The sequence below is a fragment of the Mycolicibacterium obuense genome (assembly GCF_055397605.1).
Window position 1 is genome coordinate 4,566,752 of sequence record NZ_AP043663.1, and the last position, 23,161, is coordinate 4,589,912.

Genomic DNA, 23,161 nt, shown 5'->3' on the forward strand with positions numbered 1-23,161 from the left:
ATCGCCCGGGTCGCCGGTGGCTTTCACGCCCGCGTTGGCAACGCCCGCGTCGGCAGAGTCCGAAACGGTGGCGTTAGCGCCACTGGCATTCTCGGAGGTTGCAGTGCCGCGAGAGGACAGTTTGTGCGGGCGCGCGTCGGCCTTGTGGAATTTCGGGCCTGGCGACGTGGCCGATGTCTCGGTGTCCGCGTGTGCGAGGCCGGCGAAGTTCGCCACGGCGAAACCCACCCCTAGGGAGACCGCGAGGGCCCCTATCCTGCCGACAGGCAGGGCGTACCTCGGGGCGGCGCGGCGGGCGTGCCTGGTCGCGCCCGAATCGCTGCTCTCGGCCAAGAGCAGCCTTGCCGACCAAAAGTCCTGATCAGGTGGCGCGTCGTCGGTACGGGTAGCGCGATGGCGGGGAGCTGCACACATGGGTGTCCTCCATTTGCTGCATGCTGTTCCCCCCTGACGCTGGACTCAGGATCTGCAGCGCTGCACCCGCGATCACAAGCGAGACGCTCGATTGGGTCGACCCGCCTCGAGCGCATGCGACACTGTGCAACCTCATTGCCGCCCCCGACAATCATCTGAGCCAGAAGAATTAGCTGAACGCTCGCTCGAGTCCGGCAATGAACGCGCAACCAAGGAAAAGATTAAGTCAACGGCAGCAGAAGATCAGCAATTTTTAGCAAAATTATTGCCTGCGGCAATTTTGGCACCGAGTGGCTGTTGAAATAGCTGCTATCCGGCATGGCTCGCAGAAGATCACTCACTTGCTGCGACGGTCGCCGACACCAGGCCGCTAACTTGTTGTCCAGCGACTGACCGCCAGAGGATTCAGCGGCTACCGATGAGGCGGACGTCGGCAGACCGCTCCGCCACGGGCTCGCCGCACGGCACCACGCAACGACGTTGCTCGATTGTCATCGACCGACGCAGCAGCCCGCACCCTGCGTACACATCTGGCCGCCACCGCGGAGCCGAAGGGAGCGCAACAGACGGGCCACTTCCCCGCGAGTCGCGCTTCGTGGAGTCCACGTACTGCTCGGGCGACGGCGAGTTTGCCTCCGCGCTAACGCTCAGGCGAGCGCGGGCATGACCTCGCGCTCGAACAGCTCGATTCCCGAGCGGTCGTAGGCCGCCTCGGGGAAGTAGCAGATGACGTACTCGCAGCCGAGGTCGCGGAGATTCTGCAGCGTGTCCACGATCTGCTCGGGTGTGCCGCTTCCCGACTGCGGGGTGCGCATCGAGTCGATCATCGCGTCGGCGGCCGGGTCGCCCGCCAGGGCGGCGATACGGGCGCGCACCCTCTCGCGACGATCGTCGACCTCAGCCTCGGTGGTGCCGACGATCATGTTCAGGTTCGCAGACCGGACGATCGCGTCGAAGTCGGTGCCCACGTCTCGGCAATGTGCGGCAAGCACATTCGACTTGTGCGCGAACCCCTCCGGTTCGGAGGTGAAGTTGGTGTACTGGGCGTACTTGGCCGCGATGCGCAGCGTGACCTTTTCTCCGCCGCCTGCGATCCACAACGGAATTCCCCCAGACTGCAACGGCTTCGGCGCGACAATGGCACCGTCGACGCGATAGTGCTCGCCAGTGAAGCTGACGACCCCTTCGCGCCACGCGTCCGCCATGATCTGCACGCCCTCGTCGAGGCGGGCGAGTCGCGCACCCGCGGAAGGGAATCCGTAACCGTAGGCGCGCCATTCGTGTTCGTACCAGCCTCCGCCGATCCCCATCTGGATCCGGCCGCCGGAGATGACGTCGCAAGTGGCTGCAACTTTGGCCAGATACGCCGGGTTTCGGTAGCTCATCGCGGTGCACATCTGCCCCAGCTTGACCCGCGAGGTGCTGGCCGCGTACGCGGCCATCAGCGACCACGCCTCGTGGGTCGCTTCAGCGGTGGGCACCGGCACGGTGTGGAAGTGGTCGTACACCCACAGGGAGTCCCAGCTGTCGCCACTGTCGACGTAGGTGGCGAGGTCGCGCATCACCTGCCACTGATCGCTGGGATCGATGCCGACCAGGTCGAGTCGCCAGCCTTGCGGGATGAAGAGTCCGAAGCGGATCTCCCGACTCTAAGCGCATCCGGCTACGGCGCGACCGCACCAGCGAAGCAACTGCGATATTCGCTCGGCGTGGTGTGCATCTGGCGCACGAAGTGGTAGCGGAACGTCACCGGTGACTCGAAACCGACACGCGCGCTGACCTGCTCGACCGACAGCAGGGACGATTCCAGCAGCGGCAAGCTGGCGAGCACGCGCTGTTCGATCAGCCATTTGATCGGGGTGCTTCCGGTGGCCTTGGCGAACTGGCGGAGGAAACTGCGCCGCGACATCGCGCACTGAGCGGCCAGGTCGTCCAGCGTGATCGGGGTGTCGAGATGCTCCAACGCCCACGCCATGCCCGCAGCGATCCGGCCATCGGCCGCCGGCTCGGGGACCGGTGTCTCGATGTACTGCGCCTGCCCGCCGGCACGGTGGGGCGCGATCACCAGCCGTCGCGCGACGTCATTGGCCACGGCGGCACCGTGATCGCAGCGCACGATGTGCAGGCACAGGTCGAGACCGGCCGCGCACCCTGCACTCGTGAGCACCCTGCCGTTGTCGACGTACAGCGGCGCGCGATCGATCTGGACATCGGGGTATCGACGCTGCATGGCATCTGCGTAGAGCCAGTGCGTGGTCGCCGATCGTCCGTCCAGCACTCCCGCTTCGGCCAGCGCGAACGCCCCGGAACAGATGGAGACCAGGCGCGCGCCGCGGCGATCAGCAGCCTTCAGCGCGTCGACGAGCGCGGGCGAGACAGGCTCGTCGATGTCACGCACGCTGGGAATCACCACGGTGTCGGCGTCGGCCAGCTCGGCCAGACCGTAGGACGTCCGCACCGTCGCGCCACCGAGGAGGCGAACCTCGGGGACCTCGGCGCACAGTTGCACCGAATACCAGGGTGCGGTGATGCCGGCAGAGAACTTCTCGTTGAGCTCGGTGATGCCGAAGATCTCGGCGGCGAGGCCCGTCTCGAAACCCGTCATCCCGTCATAGGCCAAGATCGCCACGGTATGCATGGCACTATCCTAACGAACAGTGGCCTCAGGGCCACTGTTCGTGCGACGGTAGCCCCCGCATGATCGAGTCATGTTCTACAAACGACCGCCCCGCATCACCGATCATCGATTCTTCGGCGTGCTCCGAGAATTCGTCGCGGGCATCCACGCCGGCCACGGCGTTGCGCACGGCGTCACCCCGCCGGCCACCTCGGCCGCTCTCACATATGACGAATCCCCCGGAACCGTTGCGGCTCCGAGGGATTCGACTGATGACGCTTAGCTGGTCAGCGAGCTCGGCGGGGTGAACCGCTCGCCGTACTTGGCCGCCAGTTCCTTCGCCCGCGCGACGAAGGCGTCCTTGCCCACGCCGCCGGCGCCCTGGTAGCCGACGATGAACTGCGCCGACCCGCCGGTGTAGGGCGGGTAGCCGATGCCCATGATCGAGCCGATGTTCGCATCGGCGGTCGAGGTCAGCACGCCTTCGTCGAGACACTTCTGCGTCTCGAGCGCCTCGGCGAACAGCATCCGATCGATCATGTCCTGCAACGGCATCTCGGTGTTCCCCGCGCCGAAGGTCTCCGCCAGGCCTTCCCACAGGCCGACGCGCTTGCCGTCGACGTACTCATAGAAGCCGGCACCCTTGAGCCGCGACGGACGACCGATCTCGATCATCTTGTTCACCACAGCCTCGCCGGGGTGCGGCTCATAGCTGCCGCCGGCGGACTCGGTTGCCTTGCGGGTTTCGTTGGCGATCTTCTGCATCAGCTCCAGATTGAGCTCGTCGGAGAGCTGCAGCGGCGCCGCCGGGTAGCCGGCCTGAGCACCGGCCTGCTCGATGCTGGCCGCGGGCACACCCTCGCCCAGCATCGCCAGCGCCTCGTTGACGAACGTGCCGATGACGCGAGAGGTGAAGAAGCCGCGGCTGTCATTGACCACGATCGGCGTCTTGCCGATCGCCAGCGTGTAGTCGAACACCCGGGCCAGCGCCTCGTCAGAAGTCTTCTCGCCCTTGATGATCTCCACCAGCGGCATCTTGTCGACCGGAGAGAAGAAGTGAATGCCGATGAAGTCTTCCTGGCGCTTCACGCCAGTCGCGAGACCGGTGATCGGCAGCGTGGAGGTGTTGGACCCCAGCAGGGCGTTGGGCTCGACGATGTCCTCGATTTCCTGGAACACCTTGTGCTTGAGGTCCTGGTTTTCGAAGACAGCTTCGATCACGAAGTCCACGCCCTTGAGATCCTGCGGATCGGCGGTCGGATGAATCCGGCCCAGCAGCGCCGTGGACTTCTCCTCGGTGGTGCGACCGCGCTCCAGCGCCTTGGCCTCGATCTTCTCGGAGTAGCCCTTGCCCTTGTCGGCGGCTTCCTGCGAAACGTCTTTGAGCACAACGTCGTAGCCGGCCTTGGCCGAGACGTAGGCGATGCCTGCGCCCATCATGCCCGCGCCCAGCACACCGATCTTTCGGATCTCCTGCTTGGCGATACCTTCGGGACGCGATGCGCCACCGTTGATCGCCTGCAGGTCCAGGAAGAACGCCTGGATCATGTTCTTGGCGGTCTGCCCGGTGACCAGCGAGACGAAGTAGCGGCTCTCGATGCGGGTGGCGGTGTCGAAGTCGACCTGCGCACCCTCGACGGCCGCGTCGAGGATGGCGCGCGGCGCCGGCATCGGCGCACCCTTGAGCTGCTTCTTCAGCAGCGCCGGGAACGACGGCAGGATCGCCGCGAGAGCCGGATGCGACGGTGTCCCGCCGGGCATCTTGTAGCCCTTCTGATCCCACGGCTGCACCGCAACGGTATCGGGATTGGCCTTGAGCTCTTCCTTGATCCAAGCCTTGGCGCGTGGCACCAGTTCCTCGACGCTGCCGACCAATTCGTCGACCAGGCCGACGTCCTTGGCCTTGCCCGGCTTGAAACGCGTGCCCTGCGAGAGGACCTCCATGAACGCCTTCTGCACGCCGAACATCCGCACGGTGCGCGCGACACCGCCGCCGCCGGGCAGCAAGCCCAGGGTGACCTCCGGCAGGCCGATGACGACACCCTTCGTGTCGGCGGCGATGCGGTGATGACAGGCCAGCGCGATCTCCAGGCCACCGCCGAGGGCGGCACCGTTGATGGCGGCGACCACGGGCACGCCAAGCGTCTCGAGCTTGCGCAGGTCGGCCTTGATGAACTCCACCTCGGCGAAGGATTCCGCGGCGTTCTCGGGGCCGACCTTCATCATGCCCTTGAGGTCACCGCCGGCGAAGAACGTCTTCTTCGCGCTCGCGATCACCACGCCGGTGATCGAATCCTTTTCCTGCTCAAGCCGCTCGACGGCGTTGTGCATGGACTCCTTGTAGTGCTCGTTCATCACGTTGGCCGACCCGGTGGGGTCATCCAGCGTCAGGGTGACGATGCCGTCGGCATCCTTGTCCCACTGAATCGTGTTCTCTGCCATGGTCATATCTCCTAGACGCGCTCGATGATGGTGGCCACGCCCATGCCGCCGCCGACGCACAGCGTGATCAGCGCACGCTTGGCACCGCGACGCTCGAGCTCGTCGACCATGGTTCCGGTGATCATGGCGCCGGTGGCGCCCAGCGGGTGGCCCATCGCGATGGCGCCACCGTTGACGTTGAGCTTCTCGTCCGGGATGTTCAGGTCCTTCTGGAACTTCATCACCACGGAGGCGAAGGCCTCGTTCAGCTCGAACAGGTCGATGTCGTCGACCGTCAGACCGGCGCGCTCGAGCACCTTCTTGGTGGCCGGCGTCGGGCCGGTCAGCATGATCACCGGGTCCGCTCCGGACGTCGCGGTGGCGACGATGCGGGCACGCGGAGTCAGCCCCTGCGACTGGCCGGCCTTCTCACTGCCGATCAGCACCAGCGCGGCGCCGTCGACGATGCCCGAGCTGTTGCCGCCGGTGTGGACGTGGTTGATCTTCTCTATCGAGTGGTACTTCTGCAGCGCCACATCGTCGAAGCCACCCATGGCACCCAACCCCTCGAAGGCGGACTTGAGCTTGCCCAGGCTTTCCACGGTGGTGCCGGGACGCATGTGCTCGTCGTGGTCGAGCACGACGAGGCCGTTCTGGTCCTTCACCGGGACCACGGACTTGGCGAAGTAGCCGCCCGACCAGGCCGCCGCGGCGCGCTCCTGCGAGCGGGCTGCGTAGGCGTCGACGTCCTCACGGGAGAAACCCTCGATGGTGGCGATCAGATCGGCACCGATGCCCTGCGGCACGAAGCCGACGCGGTAGTTGGTCTCGGGATCTCCGGCCCAGGCGCCACCGTCAGAACCCATCGGCACGCGGCTCATCGACTCGACACCGCCGGCGAGCACCAGGTCGTCCCAGCCCGAGGCGACCTTCTGGGCACCCAGGTTGACGGCCTCCAGGCCGGAGGCGCAGAACCGGTTGAGCTGGAAGCCGCCGGTGGTCTCCGGCAGACCCGCCACCAGCACCGCGGTGCGGGCGATGTCGCCGCCCTGATCGCCGACCGGGGACACGACACCCAGGATCACGTCGCTGATCAGGTTCTCGTCCAGGTCGGGGTAGCGAGCACGGATCTCGTCGACCAGGCCGACGACCAGGTTGACGGGCTTGATCTCGTTCAGCGAACCGCCGCGCTGCTTACCGCGTGGCGTACGGATTGCCTCATAGATGAAGGCTTCTTCGGACATGTGATCTCCAGGTCCTGTTCAGATCGGATTCCGCGGTGCGTCCATGCCGGACGTCGCGGGGAGGCTGCTCCTCTAGCGGCATGCTAGCAGCCTCGCCCAACCGCTTGGTTGGGCCCTGGATGATGTGGGCGAACAGACGCGAACTCGAGCTATCTGAGGCCAGATAGCTCGAGTTACTGTCTGCTCGCGGGAAAGGGGGCTAGTCGGGTGTGCCCTCGGAGTCGTCGAAGAACGACCACTCGCCGTCGTGCTCGACCTCCATGCGCCATCCCAGCTCGGAGTTGTCCGCCTTCTGGTCCACGAACCATGCGTGCGCGTCCTCGGCGCTCTCGATGTCCTTGGTATCGACGACGTCACCCTTGGGATTGAGCACACGGTAGGTAGCCATGTGCGGGGTGTTTCCCCGACGTGGTGCGTTCACACCTACAAGAGTGTGACGTCAGACCGCCAGGGATCGCCGGCCGCCCAGACCTCGGAGAACGTGGGCCGACAACAGGCCGAGCGCGACGGCCTGCGAGGCGCACGCCGCCCGATTCGGCGCGCCCATCTTCGCCGACACGCTTTCCAGATGGTGGCCCGCTGTGCGAGCGCTGATGAAGAGGTGCGCCGCAATCTGTGTATTGGTCAGGCCGCACACGGCCAGGGTCAGCGCATCCAGTTCGCGCGCCGTGATTCCCAGCGGCAACGCCGCTCGCGTCACCAGCAGAACCGCGCCCAGGCTGTCGCCGCGGAATCGCGGCGAGGTGCCGATGCGCCGCACGTGCAGCCACGAGGTGCCGTCGTGGAACCTCAGTCCGTCCACGGCGAATGCGGCGGCGGTGCGAAACGTGCGCGCGAGATCGCCGATGACACCCGGAGCCAGCTCCTCGGTCGTCGTGTCCCCGCGCCGCAACAGGTGCACGCGGCCGTGGTCGTCGACAGCCCACGCCTGCGCCTGCGGCGCCACCAGCTCGGCCACCATCCTCGGACGCACCGAGAAATCGAGTTGCTCGGCCATCTGCGCGCGCAACGCGTTGATCTCCGCCACGTCGGCGTCGCTCGGATACCGCGGGTCGTCACAGTTGACGTGGATCGTGCCGACGTAGGTGCCGTCGGCGGTGACCAGCCGAGCGGACAAGCCTTCGTCGAATCCTGCCGGCCTGAACACCTTGTTGACCGAGTAGCCCTCGCGGTAATCGGGGAAATCGCGCCAGCGCAGCGCCCCGAGGCCGTGGACACGCATCGCATCGAACAGCGGGTCGTTGTCGACGAACCACGAATTGAAGTGCTCCATCACCTGGTCGGGATAGTCGCGGTTGGCGACCCCCACGTGACGGCGCTGGATCGGGTCCCACAGACAGATCGCCGACGCCGACGAGGCTGCGCGCGAGCCCAGCGCGTCGAGCACATCGTGGGCGCGAGTCTCCATGCTCATCGCACTGCCGAGGACGTCGCCGTAGATCCCAGCCATACCCACGCGTTTCCCTCGCCGTCACCCCGGTCCGTCACGCCATCATGGGCAGCCGGTGTTTCCGGAAGGTTTCCGGTGCGAGGCAGCCCGGAAACGGTGCGCCGATTTGGGAGATTTCTCCCATGGTCGGTGCACGGCGCCGTTCCTAGGCTGGTCGGCACCCAACTCTCGTCCCACAGCGCGGTGCGGACATCAACTCATCACCGAGGGACGAACCCATGAACAGAATCCGTTGCACCGTCGCGGTGCTCGCGGCCGCAGCGACCGTGCTCGCCGGGTGCGGCAGCAGAGCGGGTGACGAGAATGCCTCGGAGGCAAAGGCAGGCTGTGCCGACACCTCCGGCGACGTCGTCAAAGTCGGCGCGATCAACTCCCTGTCCGGCGGTCTCGCGGTCAGCGAGTCGGTGATCCGCGATGCGATCGTGTTGGCGGTCGAACAAGTCAACGCCTCGGGCGGGGTGCTGGGCAAACAACTGCAGCTCATCGGCGAAGACGGCGCATCGGAGCCAACCACGTTCACGGAGAAGGCTCAGAAGCTGGTTCAATCCGACTGTGTTGCAGCTGTTTTCGGTGGCTACACCTCCGCCAGCCGCAAGGCGATGCTGCCGGTCTTCGAAGACGACAACGCGCTGCTGTACTACGGACAGCAGTACGAGGGGCTGGAGAGTTCGCCCAACATCTTCTACACCGGCGCGACCACCAACCAGCAGATCATTCCGTCGCTCGACTATCTCAAGGAGCAGGGCGTCACATCGCTGTACCTGGTGGGCAGCGATTATGTGTTCCCGCGGACCTCGAATGCCATCGTCAAGGCCTACGCCAAGGCCAACGGCATCGAGATCAAGGGTGAGGACTACACGCCGCTGGGCTCCACCGACTTCTCGACCATCGTCAACAAGATCCGCACCGCGGACGCCGACGCGGTGTTCAACGTCGTCGTCGGCGATTCCCTGGTCGCCTTCTTCCGCGAGTACCAGAACTCCGGCCTGACCCCGGAAGCCATGCCGGTCATGTCGATGTGCGTGGGCGAGGAAGAAGTCCGCAGCATCGGCGCCCGTACCCTCGAAGGTCAGCTCTCGTCGTGGAACTACTACCAGACCCTCGACACGCCCCAGAACGCGAAATTCGTCGCGGACTTCAAGAAGCGCTTCGGCGCCGACCGGGTGACTTCCGATCCGATGGAGTCCGCCTATGCCGCCGTCTATCTGTGGAAGGCATCGGTGGAAAAAGCAAAGTCGTTCGCCGTCGATGACATCCGCACGGCAGCAGGCGGTGTGACGATCGACGCCCCCGAAGGCACGATGACCGTCGACGGCGAGAACCACCATGTCACCAAGACCGCGCGGATCGGCCGTGTCGGTGCGGACGGCCTGATCTACCAGGTGTGGGCGTCACCGAACCCGATCCAACCCGATCCCTACCTGAAGGGCTACCCCTGGGCCGCGGGAATCACGGGCTGACACCATGCATCTGACTCCCAAAGACGAGGATCGGCTGCTGCTGTTCCTGGCCGCCGAACTGGCACGCAAGCACCGCTCGGCCGGCTTGCTCCTCAGCTACGCCGAGGCACGTGCCCTGATCGCCGACGAGGTGGTCGAAGCGGCACGCGCCGGTGCATCCGTCGCCGAGGCCGCTGCGCACGGTGCCGCGGTGCTGACCGACGACGATGTCATGTCCGGGGTGCCCACTCTGCTCGGCTCAGTCCAGGTCGAGGCGTTCTTCGCAGACGGCCAGAAACTGGTGACGGTGCACGATGCCATCGGCCCCGGCCACAGGTCGCCCTCCGAGGTCGGCGTCATACCCGGCGAAATCCTGCCCTGCGCAGGGGAATTGGAACTCAACGCGGGACGCTCCGGGATCACCCTCGTCGTCGGGAACACCGGAGACCGACCCGTGCAGGTGGGATCACACTTCCACTTCTTCGAAGTGAACCGCGCACTGCGCTTCGACCGAGCTGCGGCGTTCGGAATGCGCCTCGACATCCCGTCGGGCACCGCTGTGCGTTTCGAGCCTGGAGAGGACCAGGAGGTGTCGCTGACGACTTATGGCGGGGAGCGCGTGGTGATCGGCCAGAACGACGTGACCAACGCATCGACCGCTGAGGCTCCCGCAGCCGATCTCATGGTGCGCATGCGCGACCTGGGATTCCTCGACGCCTCCCGGGAGGTCTGAGGTGGGTCACCGGATCAGCCGCAGCCATTACGCCGAGCTCTACGGACCCACGACGGGCGATCGAGTCCGCCTCGCCGATACCGAGCTGCTCGCGAAGGTCGAACACGATGCCACCGTCTACGGTGACGAATCCGTGTTCGGCGGCGGCAAGACGATGCGCGAAGGCATGGCCGTGCACGGCGACATCACCAATGCCGACGGTGCGTTGGATTTCGTGATCACCAACGTGCTGATCATCGACGCAGTCCTGGGAATACGTAAGGCCGACATCGGTATTCGTAACGGTCGTATCGCCGGGATCGGCAAATCCGGGAACCCGAGGACGATGGCCGGCGTCGATCCCGACCTGGTGATCGGCGCCGGAACCGATATCCGCGCGGGCGAGGGCATGATCGCGACGGCCGGCGCCATCGATGTGCACGTGCACTTCGACAGCGCGGGTCTGGTCGAGGAGGCCATCTCCAGCGGTGTGACCACGATGATCGGCGGTGGACTGGGGCCGGTCACGGTCGGCATCACCTCGTCGGGACCGAACAACCTCGCCCGGATGTTGCGGGCCGCCGAGGGATTCCCGATGAACTTCGGATTCATCGGCAACGGTAGTGCGTCGAGCACCGCGCCACTGATCGAGCAAGGGCTGGCCGGAGCGATCGGCTTCAAGATCCACGAGGATTGGGGGGCCACACCCGCGGCGATCCGCGCCTCGCTCGACGCCGGCGACGAACTCGACCTCCAGGTGCAGATCCACACCGACACCCTCAACGAGTCGGGATTCTTCGAGGACACCATGGCGGCGATCGGCGGCCGCCCGATCCACACCTACCATGCGGAGGGCGCCGGCGGCGGCCACGCTCCCGACATCATGCGGGTCGTGGGAGAGCCGTATTGCCTTCCCTCATCGACCAATCCGACGAACCCCTACACACTGAACACTTTCGACGAACACCTCGACATGGTGATGGTGTGCCATCACCTCAACCCCCGCATCCCCGAGGACGTCGCGTTCGCCGAATCGCGCATCCGTCGGGAAACCATCGCCGCCGAAGACGTCCTGCACGATCTCGGTGCGATCTCCGCGATGGGTTCGGACTCTCAGGGCATGGGCCGCATCGGCGAAACGGTCGCCCGCACGTGGCAACTCGCCTCCCATATGAAGGCCACCCGCGGGTCACTGGCCGGCGACGAGGGCACCGGCGCCGACAACGCGCGCATCCTGCGGTACATCGCCAAGCTGACCATCAACCCGGCCCGGTTGTTCGGCATCGACCACGAGATCGGTTCCCTCGAGCCGGGCAAGCTCGCCGACATCGTGCTGTGGGAACCGAAGTTCTTCGGCATCAGGCCCGAAGTGGTGTTCAAAGGCGGCTTCCCGGCGTGGTCGGTGATGGGCGAGGCCAACGCATCGCTGATGACGTGCGAACCGCTGCGCTACCGGCCTCAGTGGGCGGCGTTCGGCCGCGCTCCCGCGGATGTCTCGGTGAACTTCGTCGCCGGCGCCGCTGCAGAGAGCGGGTTGGCCGAGCGTCTGGGCCTGGCCACCCGGCTCGTGTCGTGCCGTGGCGCCCGTGCTCTGACCAAAGCGGATCTGCTGCACAACGATTACCTACCCGACATCACCATCGAGCCCGACACCTACCGCGTGATCGTGGACGGTCAGCTATGTGTGAGCGAACCGATGACCCGGGTGCCGTTGGGCCGCCGGTACACCCTCAAGTGACAAGGAGCTCAGACGTGGCCGATGTTGTACGCCTCGGTATCGGCGGACCGGTCGGATCGGGCAAGACCCGCCTTGTCGAGTCCCTGGTGCCGGAACTGATCCGCGCCGGTCTCAGCGTCGCGGTGATCACCAATGACCTCGTCACCGATGAGGACGCCCAGAGGGTGCGGCGCAGCGGTGTCATCGATCCCGAACGTGTTCTGGCGGTCGAGACCGGCGCGTGCCCGCACACGGCGATCCGTGAGGATCCGTCCGCTAATCTGGCTGCAGCACAACGGCTATGCCGTACGTTCGACGACCTCGACGTCATCCTGATCGAATCCGGCGGCGACAACCTGGCCGCGACGTTCACCTCGGACCTGGTGGACTACTGGATCTTCGTGATCGACACCGCGGGGGGCGATGACATCCCGCGGAAGAAGGGCATCGGTCTGCTGCAGGCGGACCTCCTGGTCGTCAACAAGATCGATCTGGCGCCGCGGGTCGGCGCCGACCTGGACTCGATGCGACGGGACTGCGCCGTGGCCCGCCCCGTCAAGCCCACCGTGTTCACCGATCTGAACTCCGGTCAGGGACTTGCCCAGCTGACCGAGCACGTCATCGAGGGCGCGATGCTGACCGCGGGGACGAGATGACGACGATCCGCCCCGGCACCCTCGACGTGCACGTCGTCGCGGACACCGCAGGACGAACCCGGGCACGACGACTGCATCAGCGGTATCCGCAGCGGGTCACCACACCACTGAACTGCGATCCGGACCGACCGGGAGCGGCGACATTGTGCGTGCAAAGCCCCAGCGGGGGAACCTTTTCCGACGACGCACTGGCGACCGCGGTGCGGTGCGACACCGGTACCGAACTGCACCTGGTCACCCAGGCGGCCACCCAGGTTTTCGCCGGTGACGGACCGGGCGCACAGCACCGCCTGACGTTCACCGTCGAGGCTGAGGCGCACCTGGAGTACCGCCCCGGTACCGTGATCCCGCACGCCGATTCCACGTTCTCTCAACAGCTCCGGGTCGACGTCGCCACCGGTGGTCTCTATCTCGGATGGGAGGCCGTCGCTGCCGGACGGATCGCCCACGGCGAGCGGTTCGGCTTCGCGCGCTACGACAGTGCGTTCGTCATCAGCGTCGACGGCAGCCCAGTTGCCCGCGACAGGCAGGTCGTAGAGCCGCTCGACGGCAGAGGCGGACCGTTGATCGAGGACGACTATCTCGCCACGTTCGTCGCTGTGGCTCCGGGCCGTCCGGCCGGCACGCTGTTGCAGGACATCAGACGGGCGCTCGGCGACTGCCGCGGCGGCGCGAGCACTCTGCCCGCCGATATCGGAGTCGTCGCGCGCGTGGGGGCGCCGCACGCCCCGGTGCTGACCGGTGTCCGCGAGCGGCTGTTCGCTGCGTGCCGTGCCTGGTCGAGGTCACCCGCATCGACGCCCCTGCCCAGGCGGGCGGCGTGAACGCGGTGACCGACCTCGGCGATGCCGATGACGCCCGGTTCGACGGCCGCATGCGCCACCATGTCGACATCGGGTGGGGGGATGCCGGCAAGCACCGCCAGGTGGTGACCACCGACACCGGGCAGCAGATCCGCATTACATTGCCGCGCGGGTCCTTCCTGCGAGACGGCGCGGTGATCGCCGATGACGGGACATCCATCGTGGTGGTGCGCCGGCCCGCTGAACCGGCCGTCACCGCCCGATTCGACGACCACGCCGACTCCGACGGCGCGCGCCGGATGCTCTTGCTGGGTTATCTCCTGGGAAACCAGCACGCTCCGATCGACGTCTCCGGAAGCAGCGTCGCAGCCCCCCTGTTCACCAGCGAGAAGGCCGCGGCCGAACTCCTTGCCGAACTTGGGATCATCGGTACCGTCGCACCCGTTCCGTTGGCCGCCCTCGGGTGGTCACGGACGTCATCGAGCACCCGGGCCGGCCATCATCACTGAGTCCTCGATTGCGCTTGCACTCTGGATGCAGCTGCACGACAGCGCATTTCCGGCGGGCCGCATGGTACACAGTCACGGACTGGAGGAATGGCTGACCGAGCGGCCCGATGCCGGCCCCGACGACATCGCCGACGCGGTACTGAGCTACCTCGCCGACAGTTATGCGCCGCTGGACGCGACGTTCGCCGCAGCGGCGTGGCGAGCCCACGCGATCGATCAGCGGCTCCTGGCCTTGGATCGGCTCCTCGACTCCTACAAGTTGTCCGACAACGCGCGCACGGCGTCGACGTCGACGGGAAGACAGCTGGCCTCGGCAGCACACGCCACGGGCTTGGCCGCCAGCTCCGACTACCTCGACGCGGTGCTGACAGGTACGACGCCGGCCCACAACGCCGTCGTCGAAGGAGCCCTTCAGGCACAGCTCGGCGTTGCGCAGGGCACCTCGGTGATGGGCGCGCTGAGAACTCAGCTGGCCTCCATGTTGAGCGCAGCGGTCCGGCTGGGACGGCTCGGTCCGTTGGCCAGTCAGCGGATTCAGGCCCGCAGCGTCCCCCTGATCGCCGATCTCGTCGAGCAGGCGTGCCTACGCGATATCGACGACGTGTGGAGCACCGCGCCCACCATGGAGATCAGCGGTATGCGCCACGAAGCCCGAACGGCCCGGCTGTTCGCCACCTAGATTGCCCGCGGACCGCGAGGTCACGCCGGCTGCGCCGCAGCCAATTCGTCCAACGTCGGGTAGTCGATGTACCCCGCGGGTCCGGGTGCGTAGAACGTCGCCACGTCGGGCTCGTTGAGCTCGGCACCCGATTCCAGGCGCGTCACCAGATCGGGATTGGCGAGGAACGCCCGCCCGACGGCGGCGGCACTGATCACGCCCCACTTGGCCAGGTTCTCCAGCGTCTCGATGTCGCTGTCCACCGTGCGCGGGGTGTTCAGCACCAGGGTGCCCTCCCACTGGGTGCGCAGCGCCGCGAAAGACTCGGACGACGGCTCGGCGACGATGTGCAGGTACCCGATGTGGAGCGACTTGATCCGGCACAACAGCGCCTCGTAGGCGCTGACCTGGTCGACCTCCGACATGTCGCCGGCGGTGTTCCCGGGAGAGATGCGCAGCCCGACGCGCTCGGCGCCGATCTCGTCGGCGACGGCCTCGACGACCTCAGCGGCGAAGCGGGCCCGATTCTGCGGGGAGCCGCCGTAGGCATCGGTGCGCTGATTGACGACGTCGGAGAGGAACTCGTGCAGCAGATATCCGTTGGCGGAATGGATTTCGACCCCATCCATGCCGGCGTCCACAGCCCGGCGAGCGGCGGAGCGGAATTGCCCGACGATGGAAGCGATCTCGTCCGCCGTGAGCGCCCGCGGCACGGGCAGCGGCTTCTTGCCGGTGGGCGTGTGCGTCACCATGTCGGCTGCGATCGGAGACGGCGCGACCGCTTCGAAACCGCTGATCTCCGGATGCGCCATCCGGCCCACATGCCAGAGCTGCACGAACATCTTGCCGCCCGCGCGGTGCACCGCCGACGCGATGTCGGCCCAGCGGTCCTGCTGGCGATCGGTGTAGATGCCCGGCGTGTTCATGTACGCGCCGTTGGCCTGCTCGCAGACCGCGGTGGCCTCGCTGATGATCAGGCCGGCCTGCGCCCGCTGCGCGTAATACTCCGCAGCCAGTGCTGACGGCGTGCCGTCGGCATCGGCCCGCGACCTGGTCAGCGGCGCCATGAAGAGCCGGTTCTCGGTCGAGAGGGCACCGATCTGAAGGGGCTTGCGCAGCGCCGCGTCCGCGCCGAGAGTGAACGTCATGCTGCTCTACAGCGCGAGCGGAGTCGGATCCATTCCCGCCAACCGTCGTCGATGATGGTCACATGACACACGCGAACGGCTGGCCGGCGCTGGTAGTGGCGGACTGGCAGGACACTCGAGACACGGTCCATCTGTGGACCCAGATCGTCGGCAAGGTGAAGTTGGCGGCCACGCCGACGGTCAACCACTGGTGGAACTCGGTGTTCTACGTCGACGCCCGCGGCTTGACCACCTCGCTGATGCGTTGGCAGGGAACGGCTTTCGATGTCAGCTTCGACTTCGTCGAGCATGTGCTGCGCATCCGGGTGACCGACGGGAGGTCGCGCACCATGGCGCTGCAGCCGCGCAGTGTGGCCGACTTCCACGCCGAGTTCCGCGGCCACCTCGACGAGCTCGGCATCGACGTGCCGATCAGCCCGACTCCTGTGGAGCTGCAGCACGCCACCCCCTTCGCCGAGGACACCGAGCACGCCAGCTACGACGCGGCCGCGGTGACCGACTTCTTCACCTCACTGGTGAGCGCCGACCGCGTGATGACCGACTACCGCGCGGACTTCACCGGCAAGAGCAGCCCCGTGCACTTCTTCTGGGGTGCCTTCGACCTGGCCGTGACTCGTTTCTCGGGCCGACAGGCGCCGCCGCACCCGGGTGGCGTGCCGAACTGCCCGGACTGGGTGATGACCGAGGCCTACAACGCCGAGGTGGCCAGCGCCGGCTACTGGCCGGGCGGCGCGGAAGAAGGTGTCTTCTACGCCTACGCCTACCCGCAGCCTGACGGCTACGACACGGCCGATCTCGGCGTCGAGGGCGCATCGTTCGACACCGGCCTGGGCGAGTTCGTGCTGCCCTACCGCACTGTCCGGACATCTGACGATCCCGACGGGCTGCTGCGCCGATTCCTCGACGCGACAGCCGCCGCAGCGGCCGACCTCGCCGCGTGGCCCGAGCAGCCGGTACGCCCGCCGAAGCACCTCTGACGGCGCTCGCGACTGTGCGATGTCATACCCGACTGGCCGAGCGAAGCGGATGAGTTCGCACAGTCGCGGAGGGCGGCAACTAGCCTCGTGGGCATGACTGTTGGCCGGCTGCGCCCCTACGCGGTGACGATCTTCGCCGAGATGTCGGCGCGTGCCGCCGAACTCGACGCGGTCAACCTCGGTCAGGGGTTCCCGGACGAGGCCGGTCCGCCGGACATGCTCGCGACCGCCCAGCAGGCGATCGCCGATGGGGTGAATCAGTACCCGCCCGGCCTGGGCATCGCGCCGTTGCGCCAGGCGATCGCCGCGCAGCGCGAACGCCGGTACGGAGTTTCCTATGACCCCGACACAGAGGTCCTGGTGACCGCCGGCGCCACGGAGGCGATCGCCGCCGCGGTGCTCGGGCTCGTCGAGCCCGGCTCGGAGATCCTGCTCATCGAACCGTTCTACGACTCCTACTCCCCCGTCATCGCGATGGCCGGATGCCACCGGCGGGCGGTACCGATGCGCCGCGACGGCGGGCGCTTCACCATCGACGTGGCGGCGCTCCGCGCGGCCGTCACCCCGAAAACTGCTGCCATCATCGTGAATTCGCCGCACAACCCGACCGGTTCGGTGGCCGGCGACGACGAACTGCGGACCCTCGCCGAATTCGCCGTCGAGGCCGACCTGCTGGTGATCACCGATGAGGTGTACGAGCACCTCACCTTCGACGGGCACCGCCACCGTCCGCTGGCGGGCTACCCGGGCATGGCCGAGCGCACGATCACGATCTCCAGCGCCGGCAAGATGTTCAACGTCACGGGCTGGAAGATCGGCTGGGCCTGCGGGCCGCGCCACCTGATCGCGGGGCTGCGGGCGGCCAAGCAGTACCTGACCTACGTGGGCGGGGCGCCGTTCCAGCCTGCCGTCGCCGCAGCGCTCGACACCGGAGACGAGTGGGTGGACGCACTGTGCCGTTCGTTCGAATCACGGCGCGACCGGCTGGCCGCCGCGCTGCGCGACATCGGCTTCGACGTGTACGACAGCGTCGGAACCTACTTCCTGACCGCCGACCCGCGCCCCCTCGGCTTCGACGACGGGCGGGCGTTCTGCACCGAGTTGATCGAGCGGGTGGGGGTGGCGGCCGTTCCGATGTCGGCGTTCTGCGACCCCGCGGCGCCGCACGCCGGCGACTGGAATCCGCTGGTGCGCTTCGCATTCTGCAAGCGGGAGCAGACCCTGGACGAGGCGATCCGCAGACTCGGGACGTTAGAGCGACGCGGCTAGCTCCCACAGCCTCTCGTCGGGCTGGTCCCGGTTCAACGGGCTGAGCACCACGTCGGTGGCACCTGCGTCGAGGTAGCGCCGCAACGACCGCAGCACCGTTTCCTCGTCGCCGATCGCGGTGAGCTCCGACAGATTGGCAATGCCTTCACGTGCGATCACCTTCTGGTACGACGGGATGGCCGCGTAGAAAGCGAGCTGCTCGTCGGCTGCGTCCCGGGCGGCGTCGACGTCCGAGGTGACCTGCGCCGGCACGAACGCGATGATGCGCGGTCGTGAGCGTCCGGCTTCGGCGGCGGCCCGGCCGATCGTCGGCTCGATGAACTCCGCGATGGTCCGGGGGCCGGCCAGATACGGCAGGGTGCCGTCGGCGAGTTCACCCGTTGCCGTCAGAGCCTTCGGGCCCATCGCCGCCACGTAGACGGGCACCGGGGTGCCGCCCGCCAGCGTGGTCGGCCACTCCGGGGCCGCCGTGTACTGCTCGCCGTGGAAGTCGACGCCGCCGGCGTGGAAGACCGATCGCAGAATCGTGAGGTACTCACGCAACCGCGCGATGGTGTTCGGCCATGACGTGCCGTAGGCGATCCGCTCGGGCTCATGAGCGCCGAGACCGAGTCCGAGACTGAAGTTGCCGTGCGCGGCGGCCTGTGCGGTCTGCGCCTGGGAGGCCACCGTCAGGGGATGGCGCGGGTTGAACGGCACCACCGAGGTGCCCACCCCGAGCCCGGGGACCGCGGCACCGACGAGGCCGGACAGCGCGATGGCATCGTGGTCGAACTGCTGGGCGACCCAGACGCCCCGTGTGCCGAGGTGATGGGCGCGGCGCGCCTGCTCGACGATGTCGTCCACGGCATTGCTTGTGTCGGGCCGCGCGAATAGCACTACTCCAGTGGTCACACGGGAGGCAACCAGCGCAACGGCCCGCCGATTCCGAAGAACTCACGGTGACGCCAGAGGTTGCGGCTCAGCGAGTGCCGGCCATCACCCGCTGCCGCAGGTTCTCCAGCGCGACGTCGAGCACCATCCGCTTGGCGCGCTTGACCAGGAATGCCGGGTACGGCGCGGCGAGATCGAGGATCAGGTCGAAGCGGACCCGGGTGCGCTCCTCCCCCTCCTGCACCAGGTTGTACTCGCCGTGCTGACAGCGCTGCCGTGACGTGCGTTGGGCATCCCACACCACCCAGTCGTCGCCCCAGTGGTACTCCAGGAGCTCCTTGTCGCTCATCCCCATGATCTTGACCGTCGCCTTGACGTGGTGCGGCCGGCCATCGGGGTGGCGGTCGACGACCTCGGCGGCCTTGTGCAACGACGACCAGGATGCGACCGCCTCGATGTCGGCCAGCGCGTCGAGGATGACCTCCGGCGGCGCCTCGATCACCACCTCACTGGAAGCACGGACAGCCATGCGGCAAAGGATAACGGTGGTTCCGAACAGACGCAGGGTAATGCCCAGCTAATTTTATGACGGTTCTTAATTTGGCGCGGGCCGCCACGTTTGTGCACTTCGGCGGCGGGGAAGTCACGCAGCCATGAGCGCTGTGTCCAACTCTGGGCCCGACCCTGCGTCCTCCGAGGCACAGCTCGAATCGTCCAGCGGTGGTGAGAGCACGCTGACGGTGGTCGTCGCGCTCGCCGCGAACTTCGCCGTCGCCGTCGCCAAGACCGTCGCCGCCGTCATCTCCGGATCGGCGTCGATGACGGCCGAGGCCACTCACTCCTGGGCCGACACCGCGAACCAGTGCTTCTTGATCGTCGCCAACCGGCGCAGTGCCCGTCCGCCGGACAGCGAGCGGCCACTGGGCTACGGCCGCGAAGCCTACGTCTGGTCGCTGCTCGCCGCGGTGGGGCTCTTCGTCGTCGGCGGGACGGTGTCGGTCTGGCACGGCATCACCGAGATCATCCACGGCGAGTCGGGCCCGGAGAACTATCTGGTGGCCTACATCGTGCTCGGCGTTGCGTTCGTCCTCGAGGGTTCCTCACTGCTGCAGGCATTCCGGCAACTGCGCTCCGAGGCCGACGAATACGACCGGGAACTGCTCTCCCATGTGCTCGACACCTCCGACCCCACCACCCGCGCGGTGTTCGCCGAGGACACCGCGGCACTGATCGGCATCGTGATAGCGCTGCTCGGCATCGGCCTGCACCAGCTCACCGGCGATGCGATCTGGGACGCGATCGGCTCCATCCTGGTGGGCCTGCTGCTCGGCGTGGTCGCGGTGATCCTGATCGACCGCAATCGACGCTTCCTGGTCGGTGAATCAGCCAGCCCACAACTGCGTCAGGCTGCGATCGCCCAGCTGGAGCGGATGCCGGAGGTGGCTTCCGTGCGCTTCATCCGGCTGGTGTTCGTCGGACCCAAGCAGCTGTTCCTGGTGGCCAGCGTCGACCTCGTGGGTGATGCCGTGGAGTCGCGGATCGCCGATACCCTGCGCGACCTGGAGAACAGGTTGCAAGCCGAGCCGAACATCGTCGACGCCGTGCTGACGATCGCCGAGCCCGATGCGCTCGACCGGCTCGCCTAACCTTTGATGATTTTGAGCACCTGCTTGCGCAGGCCCTCGGTGGCCGTTTCGACGCCGCCCTTGATGGTGCGCTTGACGATGAAGCCGGGCAGCGGCACCGACAGGTCGAGCGCGATGTCGAAACGCACGCGGGTCTTGTCGCCCTCCGGGGTCAGCGTGTAGCTGGCGTCCTGTGCCTTGATCTGGCCGGCCTTCACCAGCGTCCAGCTGACTTTCTGCTCATCCCAGGTGTATTCGATGACCTGCTCGTCGGTCAGTCCGGCGGCCTTGACGGTCATCTTGACCTGCTTGGGCCTGCCGTTGTCGAACCGCTCCAACACCTCGGCCTTCTCGTACTGCGGCGACCACGTCGGGGTCGCCTCGACATCGGCGATGACGTCGAGGATCTGTTCCGGCGTTGCTTCGATGACGACTTCGCGAGAATCCTTCGTGGCCATGGCGGAACCATAGAGCACGGGAGGTGCCGTTCGTATCGAGATCCTCCGAGGAGGTCCGTAGGCTCGTCGACGTGAGCAGTGGCATCGACCCCGCGGCGCCTCCGAGCGGTACCGGTTGCGTCGAGTGCGATGCCGCGGGCGGCTGGTGGGTGCATCTGCGTCGGTGCGCCGCGTGCGGTCACATCGGCTGCTGTGACGACTCGCCGCAGCGGCATGCAGCCGCCCACTGGCGCGCGAGCGGCCACCCGATCATCCGCTCGTTCGAGCCGGGCGAGGACTGGTTCTGGGACTATTCGACCGAGGCGTACTACGACGGACCGGAGCTCGCCGCGCCGCAGAGCCGACCGGTCGACGAGACGGTGCCGGGTCCGCGGGGGCGGGTGCCCGCGGACTGGATGGCTCAGCTGCAGGCGCGTCGCGAGTGAATGGAATTCCCGCAGCCGGGTAGTCCTGCCTGGTGAGCACAGATCCCCGCACCACTGACACCGATTCCGGCGCCGACGATGCCGACGACGACGTGATGAGCGATCCGTCCAAGGGTTCCGACGAAGGGGCCGACTGGTCCGACGAGGGCGGCGCGACCTCAGACGGCCCGGCCACCTAGGTCACACCGCCGACAGCACCTCCTGGGCGGCGTTGTATCCCGGGATGAAGGTGATACCGGGCCCGCCATGGCAGCCGGCCCCGGCGAGGTAGAGACCGTCGACCGGAAGCGGTTGACCGACATGACCTTTGGGCCCTGGCCGGTTCGGACCCATCTGTTCCGGGTGGATCAGTCCGTGACAGTAGTCCCCGCCGGGCGCGCCGAACATCGTGCCCATGTGTTTGGGGGTGAACGTCGTGTGGCGGAGGATCAGCTTCTCGAAATCGGGAACCAGTCGCGTGATCTTCTCGATCACCCGCCGCCCCATCTCTGCCTTGCGGTCGCCGTAGCTCGCGGTCTCGTCGCCGAGCGGGAACCACAGCGAGAACGCTGACACCGCATGCTTGCCCGGCGGCGCCAGGCTCGGATCGTTGGCCGAGGGGACCTGCAGTGCGATCGCCGGATCCGCGGGGACGATCCCCCGTTTCGCGTCCTCCCACTGCCGCTGAAGTTCCTCGGGGGTGCTGAAAATGCCGATGGCCGACTGGTATTCGGGGTCGTCGAGCTGCTCGTAGGGAGCCGCGAACTTCAGCGGTCCGTCGAGGGCGAAATGCATCTGGAGATAACTGCCACGGTGGTCGATGCGGGCGTAGCGTTCTTTGATGTCGGCGGGTACCACGGCGTGATCCAGCAGACCGTTGACCGTCAGGTCGGGGGCCAGGGTGGAGACGACGACCGGAGCGGTGAAGGTCGAGCCGGCCTCCAGCCGGACCCCGCCCACGCGGCCGTCGGCGGTAAGCACCTCGGCAACCTTGCTGCGCAACCGGAGTTCACCGCCCGCATCGGTGAACAAGGTCAGCAGATGGTCGGTGACCGCGCCCATGCCACCCCGGAACTTCTTGATCAACGTGGCATTCTCGTCGGGTACCGCCAGCCCGAACGCCAGAGCGGCAGCGCTGCCGGGTGTCTCGGGACCGCGAAAAGTGGTGTTCACGGCCAGGAAGGCGAGCATGCCGCGCAACGCACCGTGCTTCTCCCGGTCGGGCAGGTGGCGGTCCAGCACGTCGCTGACCGACCCGAAAAGGATGTCGCTGATCGCCTGGCGCTCGAATTCGTTTGTGGCACAGGCATACATCTCGTCGAGCGTCTTCGGCGGACGGGCTGCGTCGAAGCGACCCAGGGCGCGCATCGGCGCCTGGCACCACGCCATCAGGCCGGCCATACCGTTGACGGCCTCGGCGCCGTGCACCTCGTTGAGGTGGGTCAGCAATGCCATCGGGTCGGTGTAGTAGATGACCGGGTCGTCGCCGATGCCCCGCAGTTGCACGCTCATCACGTCGAGATCGACCGTGGGCAGGGCATCGAGCCCCAGCGCCTCACTGACCACGGCTGAGGTGGGCACCTGCACCGAACCGGCGATCTCGAACCGGAAGCCGTCGAAGAGCTCGACTGTCGAGGCCATGCCGCCGGGGTAGAGCTTGGCTTCCAGACACAGTGTGCGCAGGCCGGCGCGTTGCAGCAGGGCGGCGGCAGTCAGCCCGTTGTGGCCCGCGCCGACGACGATCGCGTCGAAATCCGTCATCGACCG

24 protein-coding genes are annotated in these 23,161 nt (G+C 67.0%); 13 read left to right on the top strand and 11 right to left on the bottom strand.

The features are described from left to right. Nucleotides 1–1,061: 1,061 nt before the first annotated feature. Complete coding sequence (locus ACZ50N_RS21875) at nt 1,062–2,054, bottom strand: LLM class F420-dependent oxidoreductase (RefSeq protein WP_073682120.1); 993 nt, start codon at nt 2,052–2,054, stop codon at nt 1,062–1,064. Between the two features lie 23 nt (nt 2,055–2,077). After that, the gene (locus ACZ50N_RS21880) at nt 2,078–3,052 is read right to left on the bottom strand and encodes a helix-turn-helix domain-containing protein (protein ID WP_048423819.1); all 975 of its coding nucleotides are present in this window, start codon (nt 3,050–3,052) and stop codon (nt 2,078–2,080) included. Between the two features lie 70 nt (nt 3,053–3,122). Between ACZ50N_RS21880 and ACZ50N_RS21885 the strand changes: the two genes are divergently transcribed. After that, nucleotides 3,123–3,314 carry a hypothetical protein gene (locus ACZ50N_RS21885; RefSeq protein WP_131705462.1) on the top strand — a complete coding sequence of 64 codons (192 nt, stop codon included), beginning with the start codon at nt 3,123–3,125 and terminating at the stop codon, nt 3,312–3,314. On the opposite strand, the gene ACZ50N_RS21890 is transcribed toward ACZ50N_RS21885, so the two are convergent. The 4 genes from ACZ50N_RS21890 to ACZ50N_RS21905 all read right to left on the bottom strand — a co-directional run bounded on the left by ACZ50N_RS21890 (nt 3,311) and on the right by ACZ50N_RS21905 (nt 8,146). Further along, nucleotides 3,311–5,473 (bottom strand): 3-hydroxyacyl-CoA dehydrogenase NAD-binding domain-containing protein, encoded by a 2,163-nt coding sequence (locus ACZ50N_RS21890; protein ID WP_464470017.1) that lies wholly within the window; start codon nt 5,471–5,473, stop codon nt 3,311–3,313. The genes ACZ50N_RS21885 and ACZ50N_RS21890 overlap by 4 nt on opposite strands. A gap of 11 nt (nt 5,474–5,484) precedes the next feature. After that, nucleotides 5,485–6,696, bottom strand: a complete 1,212-nt coding sequence (locus ACZ50N_RS21895) for an acetyl-CoA C-acetyltransferase (protein ID WP_046362318.1) — start codon at nt 6,694–6,696, stop codon at nt 5,485–5,487. Between the two features lie 199 nt (nt 6,697–6,895). Next, the gene (locus ACZ50N_RS21900; RefSeq protein ID WP_046362317.1) at nt 6,896–7,084 is read right to left on the bottom strand and encodes a hypothetical protein; all 189 of its coding nucleotides are present in this window, start codon (nt 7,082–7,084) and stop codon (nt 6,896–6,898) included. Nucleotides 7,085–7,135: 51 nt separating this feature from the next. Next, a complete protein-coding gene (locus tag ACZ50N_RS21905) occupies nt 7,136–8,146 on the bottom strand; it encodes a helix-turn-helix transcriptional regulator (RefSeq protein WP_073682118.1) in 1,011 nt (336 codons plus the stop codon). Nucleotides 8,147–8,364: 218 nt separating this feature from the next. Here ACZ50N_RS21905 and urtA point away from each other — a divergent pair, with 218 nt between their 5' ends. From urtA to ACZ50N_RS21940, 7 genes are read left to right on the top strand one after another with little or no spacing between them, the layout of a single operon-like run. Continuing rightward, entirely contained in the window at nt 8,365–9,606 is a 1,242-nt protein-coding gene (gene urtA, locus ACZ50N_RS21910) for an urea ABC transporter substrate-binding protein (RefSeq protein ID WP_464473766.1), read from the top strand. 4 nt (nt 9,607–9,610) lie between these two features. Beyond that, nucleotides 9,611–10,318, top strand: coding sequence for an urease subunit beta (locus ACZ50N_RS21915; RefSeq protein ID WP_048423822.1), 708 nt, complete (start codon nt 9,611–9,613; stop codon nt 10,316–10,318). Between the two features lies 1 nt (nt 10,319). Next, on the top strand, nt 10,320–12,035 hold the full coding sequence (gene ureC / locus ACZ50N_RS21920; protein WP_048423823.1) for an urease subunit alpha: 1,716 nt from the start codon (nt 10,320–10,322) through the stop codon (nt 12,033–12,035). Then, nucleotides 11,978–12,670, top strand: coding sequence for an urease accessory protein UreG (gene ureG, locus ACZ50N_RS21925; RefSeq protein ID WP_413783384.1), 693 nt, complete (start codon nt 11,978–11,980; stop codon nt 12,668–12,670). Before ureC ends, ureG begins: the two co-directional genes overlap by 58 nt. Continuing rightward, nucleotides 12,667–13,494: an urease accessory protein UreD gene (locus tag ACZ50N_RS21930; protein ID WP_073682115.1), complete on the top strand. Its 828-nt coding sequence runs from the start codon at nt 12,667–12,669 to the stop codon at nt 13,492–13,494. The genes ureG and ACZ50N_RS21930 overlap by 4 nt, the downstream gene beginning before the upstream one ends. Beyond that, nucleotides 13,491–13,982 carry an urease accessory protein UreE gene (locus tag ACZ50N_RS21935; RefSeq protein WP_046362331.1) on the top strand — a complete coding sequence of 164 codons (492 nt, stop codon included), beginning with the start codon at nt 13,491–13,493 and terminating at the stop codon, nt 13,980–13,982. Before ACZ50N_RS21930 ends, ACZ50N_RS21935 begins: the two co-directional genes overlap by 4 nt. Before the next feature lie 25 nt (nt 13,983–14,007). Continuing rightward, on the top strand, nt 14,008–14,661 hold the full coding sequence (locus ACZ50N_RS21940) for an urease accessory protein UreF (protein ID WP_464473767.1): 654 nt from the start codon (nt 14,008–14,010) through the stop codon (nt 14,659–14,661). A gap of 20 nt (nt 14,662–14,681) precedes the next feature. Here ACZ50N_RS21940 and ACZ50N_RS21945 read toward each other — a convergent pair whose 3' ends face one another. Continuing rightward, nucleotides 14,682–15,788 carry an alkene reductase gene (locus ACZ50N_RS21945; RefSeq protein WP_073682113.1) on the bottom strand — a complete coding sequence of 369 codons (1,107 nt, stop codon included), beginning with the start codon at nt 15,786–15,788 and terminating at the stop codon, nt 14,682–14,684. A gap of 62 nt (nt 15,789–15,850) precedes the next feature. Here ACZ50N_RS21945 and ACZ50N_RS21950 point away from each other — a divergent pair, with 62 nt between their 5' ends. Both ACZ50N_RS21950 and ACZ50N_RS21955 read left to right on the top strand, forming a co-directional pair. Further along, nucleotides 15,851–16,765, top strand: coding sequence for a DUF5996 family protein (locus tag ACZ50N_RS21950; protein ID WP_046362308.1), 915 nt, complete (start codon nt 15,851–15,853; stop codon nt 16,763–16,765). Nucleotides 16,766–16,858: 93 nt separating this feature from the next. Next, entirely contained in the window at nt 16,859–18,034 is a 1,176-nt protein-coding gene (locus ACZ50N_RS21955) for a pyridoxal phosphate-dependent aminotransferase (protein ID WP_464473768.1), read from the top strand. Here ACZ50N_RS21955 and ACZ50N_RS21960 read toward each other — a convergent pair. Then, nucleotides 18,017–18,928, bottom strand: a complete 912-nt coding sequence (locus tag ACZ50N_RS21960) for a TIGR03564 family F420-dependent LLM class oxidoreductase (protein ID WP_464473769.1) — start codon at nt 18,926–18,928, stop codon at nt 18,017–18,019. The two genes, ACZ50N_RS21955 and ACZ50N_RS21960, sit on opposite strands and share 18 nt — an antisense overlap. 67 nt (nt 18,929–18,995) lie before the next feature. After that, complete coding sequence (locus ACZ50N_RS21965; protein ID WP_046362306.1) at nt 18,996–19,436, bottom strand: SRPBCC family protein; 441 nt, start codon at nt 19,434–19,436, stop codon at nt 18,996–18,998. 124 nt (nt 19,437–19,560) lie between these two features. Between ACZ50N_RS21965 and ACZ50N_RS21970 the strand changes: the two genes are divergently transcribed. Then, complete coding sequence (locus ACZ50N_RS21970; RefSeq protein ID WP_082133163.1) at nt 19,561–20,553, top strand: cation diffusion facilitator family transporter; 993 nt, start codon at nt 19,561–19,563, stop codon at nt 20,551–20,553. On the opposite strand, the gene ACZ50N_RS21975 is transcribed toward ACZ50N_RS21970, so the two are convergent. Then, nucleotides 20,550–20,990 carry an SRPBCC family protein gene (locus ACZ50N_RS21975; protein WP_464473770.1) on the bottom strand — a complete coding sequence of 147 codons (441 nt, stop codon included), beginning with the start codon at nt 20,988–20,990 and terminating at the stop codon, nt 20,550–20,552. The genes ACZ50N_RS21970 and ACZ50N_RS21975 overlap by 4 nt on opposite strands. A gap of 71 nt (nt 20,991–21,061) precedes the next feature. Here ACZ50N_RS21975 and ACZ50N_RS21980 point away from each other — a divergent pair, with 71 nt between their 5' ends. Further along, nucleotides 21,062–21,415, top strand: coding sequence for a UBP-type zinc finger domain-containing protein (locus ACZ50N_RS21980; RefSeq protein WP_464473771.1), 354 nt, complete (start codon nt 21,062–21,064; stop codon nt 21,413–21,415). 32 nt (nt 21,416–21,447) lie between these two features. After that, nucleotides 21,448–21,594: a hypothetical protein gene (locus ACZ50N_RS21985; RefSeq protein WP_198529184.1), complete on the top strand. Its 147-nt coding sequence runs from the start codon at nt 21,448–21,450 to the stop codon at nt 21,592–21,594. Nucleotide 21,595: 1 nt separating this feature from the next. On the opposite strand, the gene ACZ50N_RS21990 is transcribed toward ACZ50N_RS21985, so the two are convergent. Beyond that, on the bottom strand, nt 21,596–23,155 hold the full coding sequence (locus ACZ50N_RS21990) for a phytoene desaturase family protein (protein WP_464473772.1): 1,560 nt from the start codon (nt 23,153–23,155) through the stop codon (nt 21,596–21,598). Nucleotides 23,156–23,161: the final 6 nt, after the last annotated feature.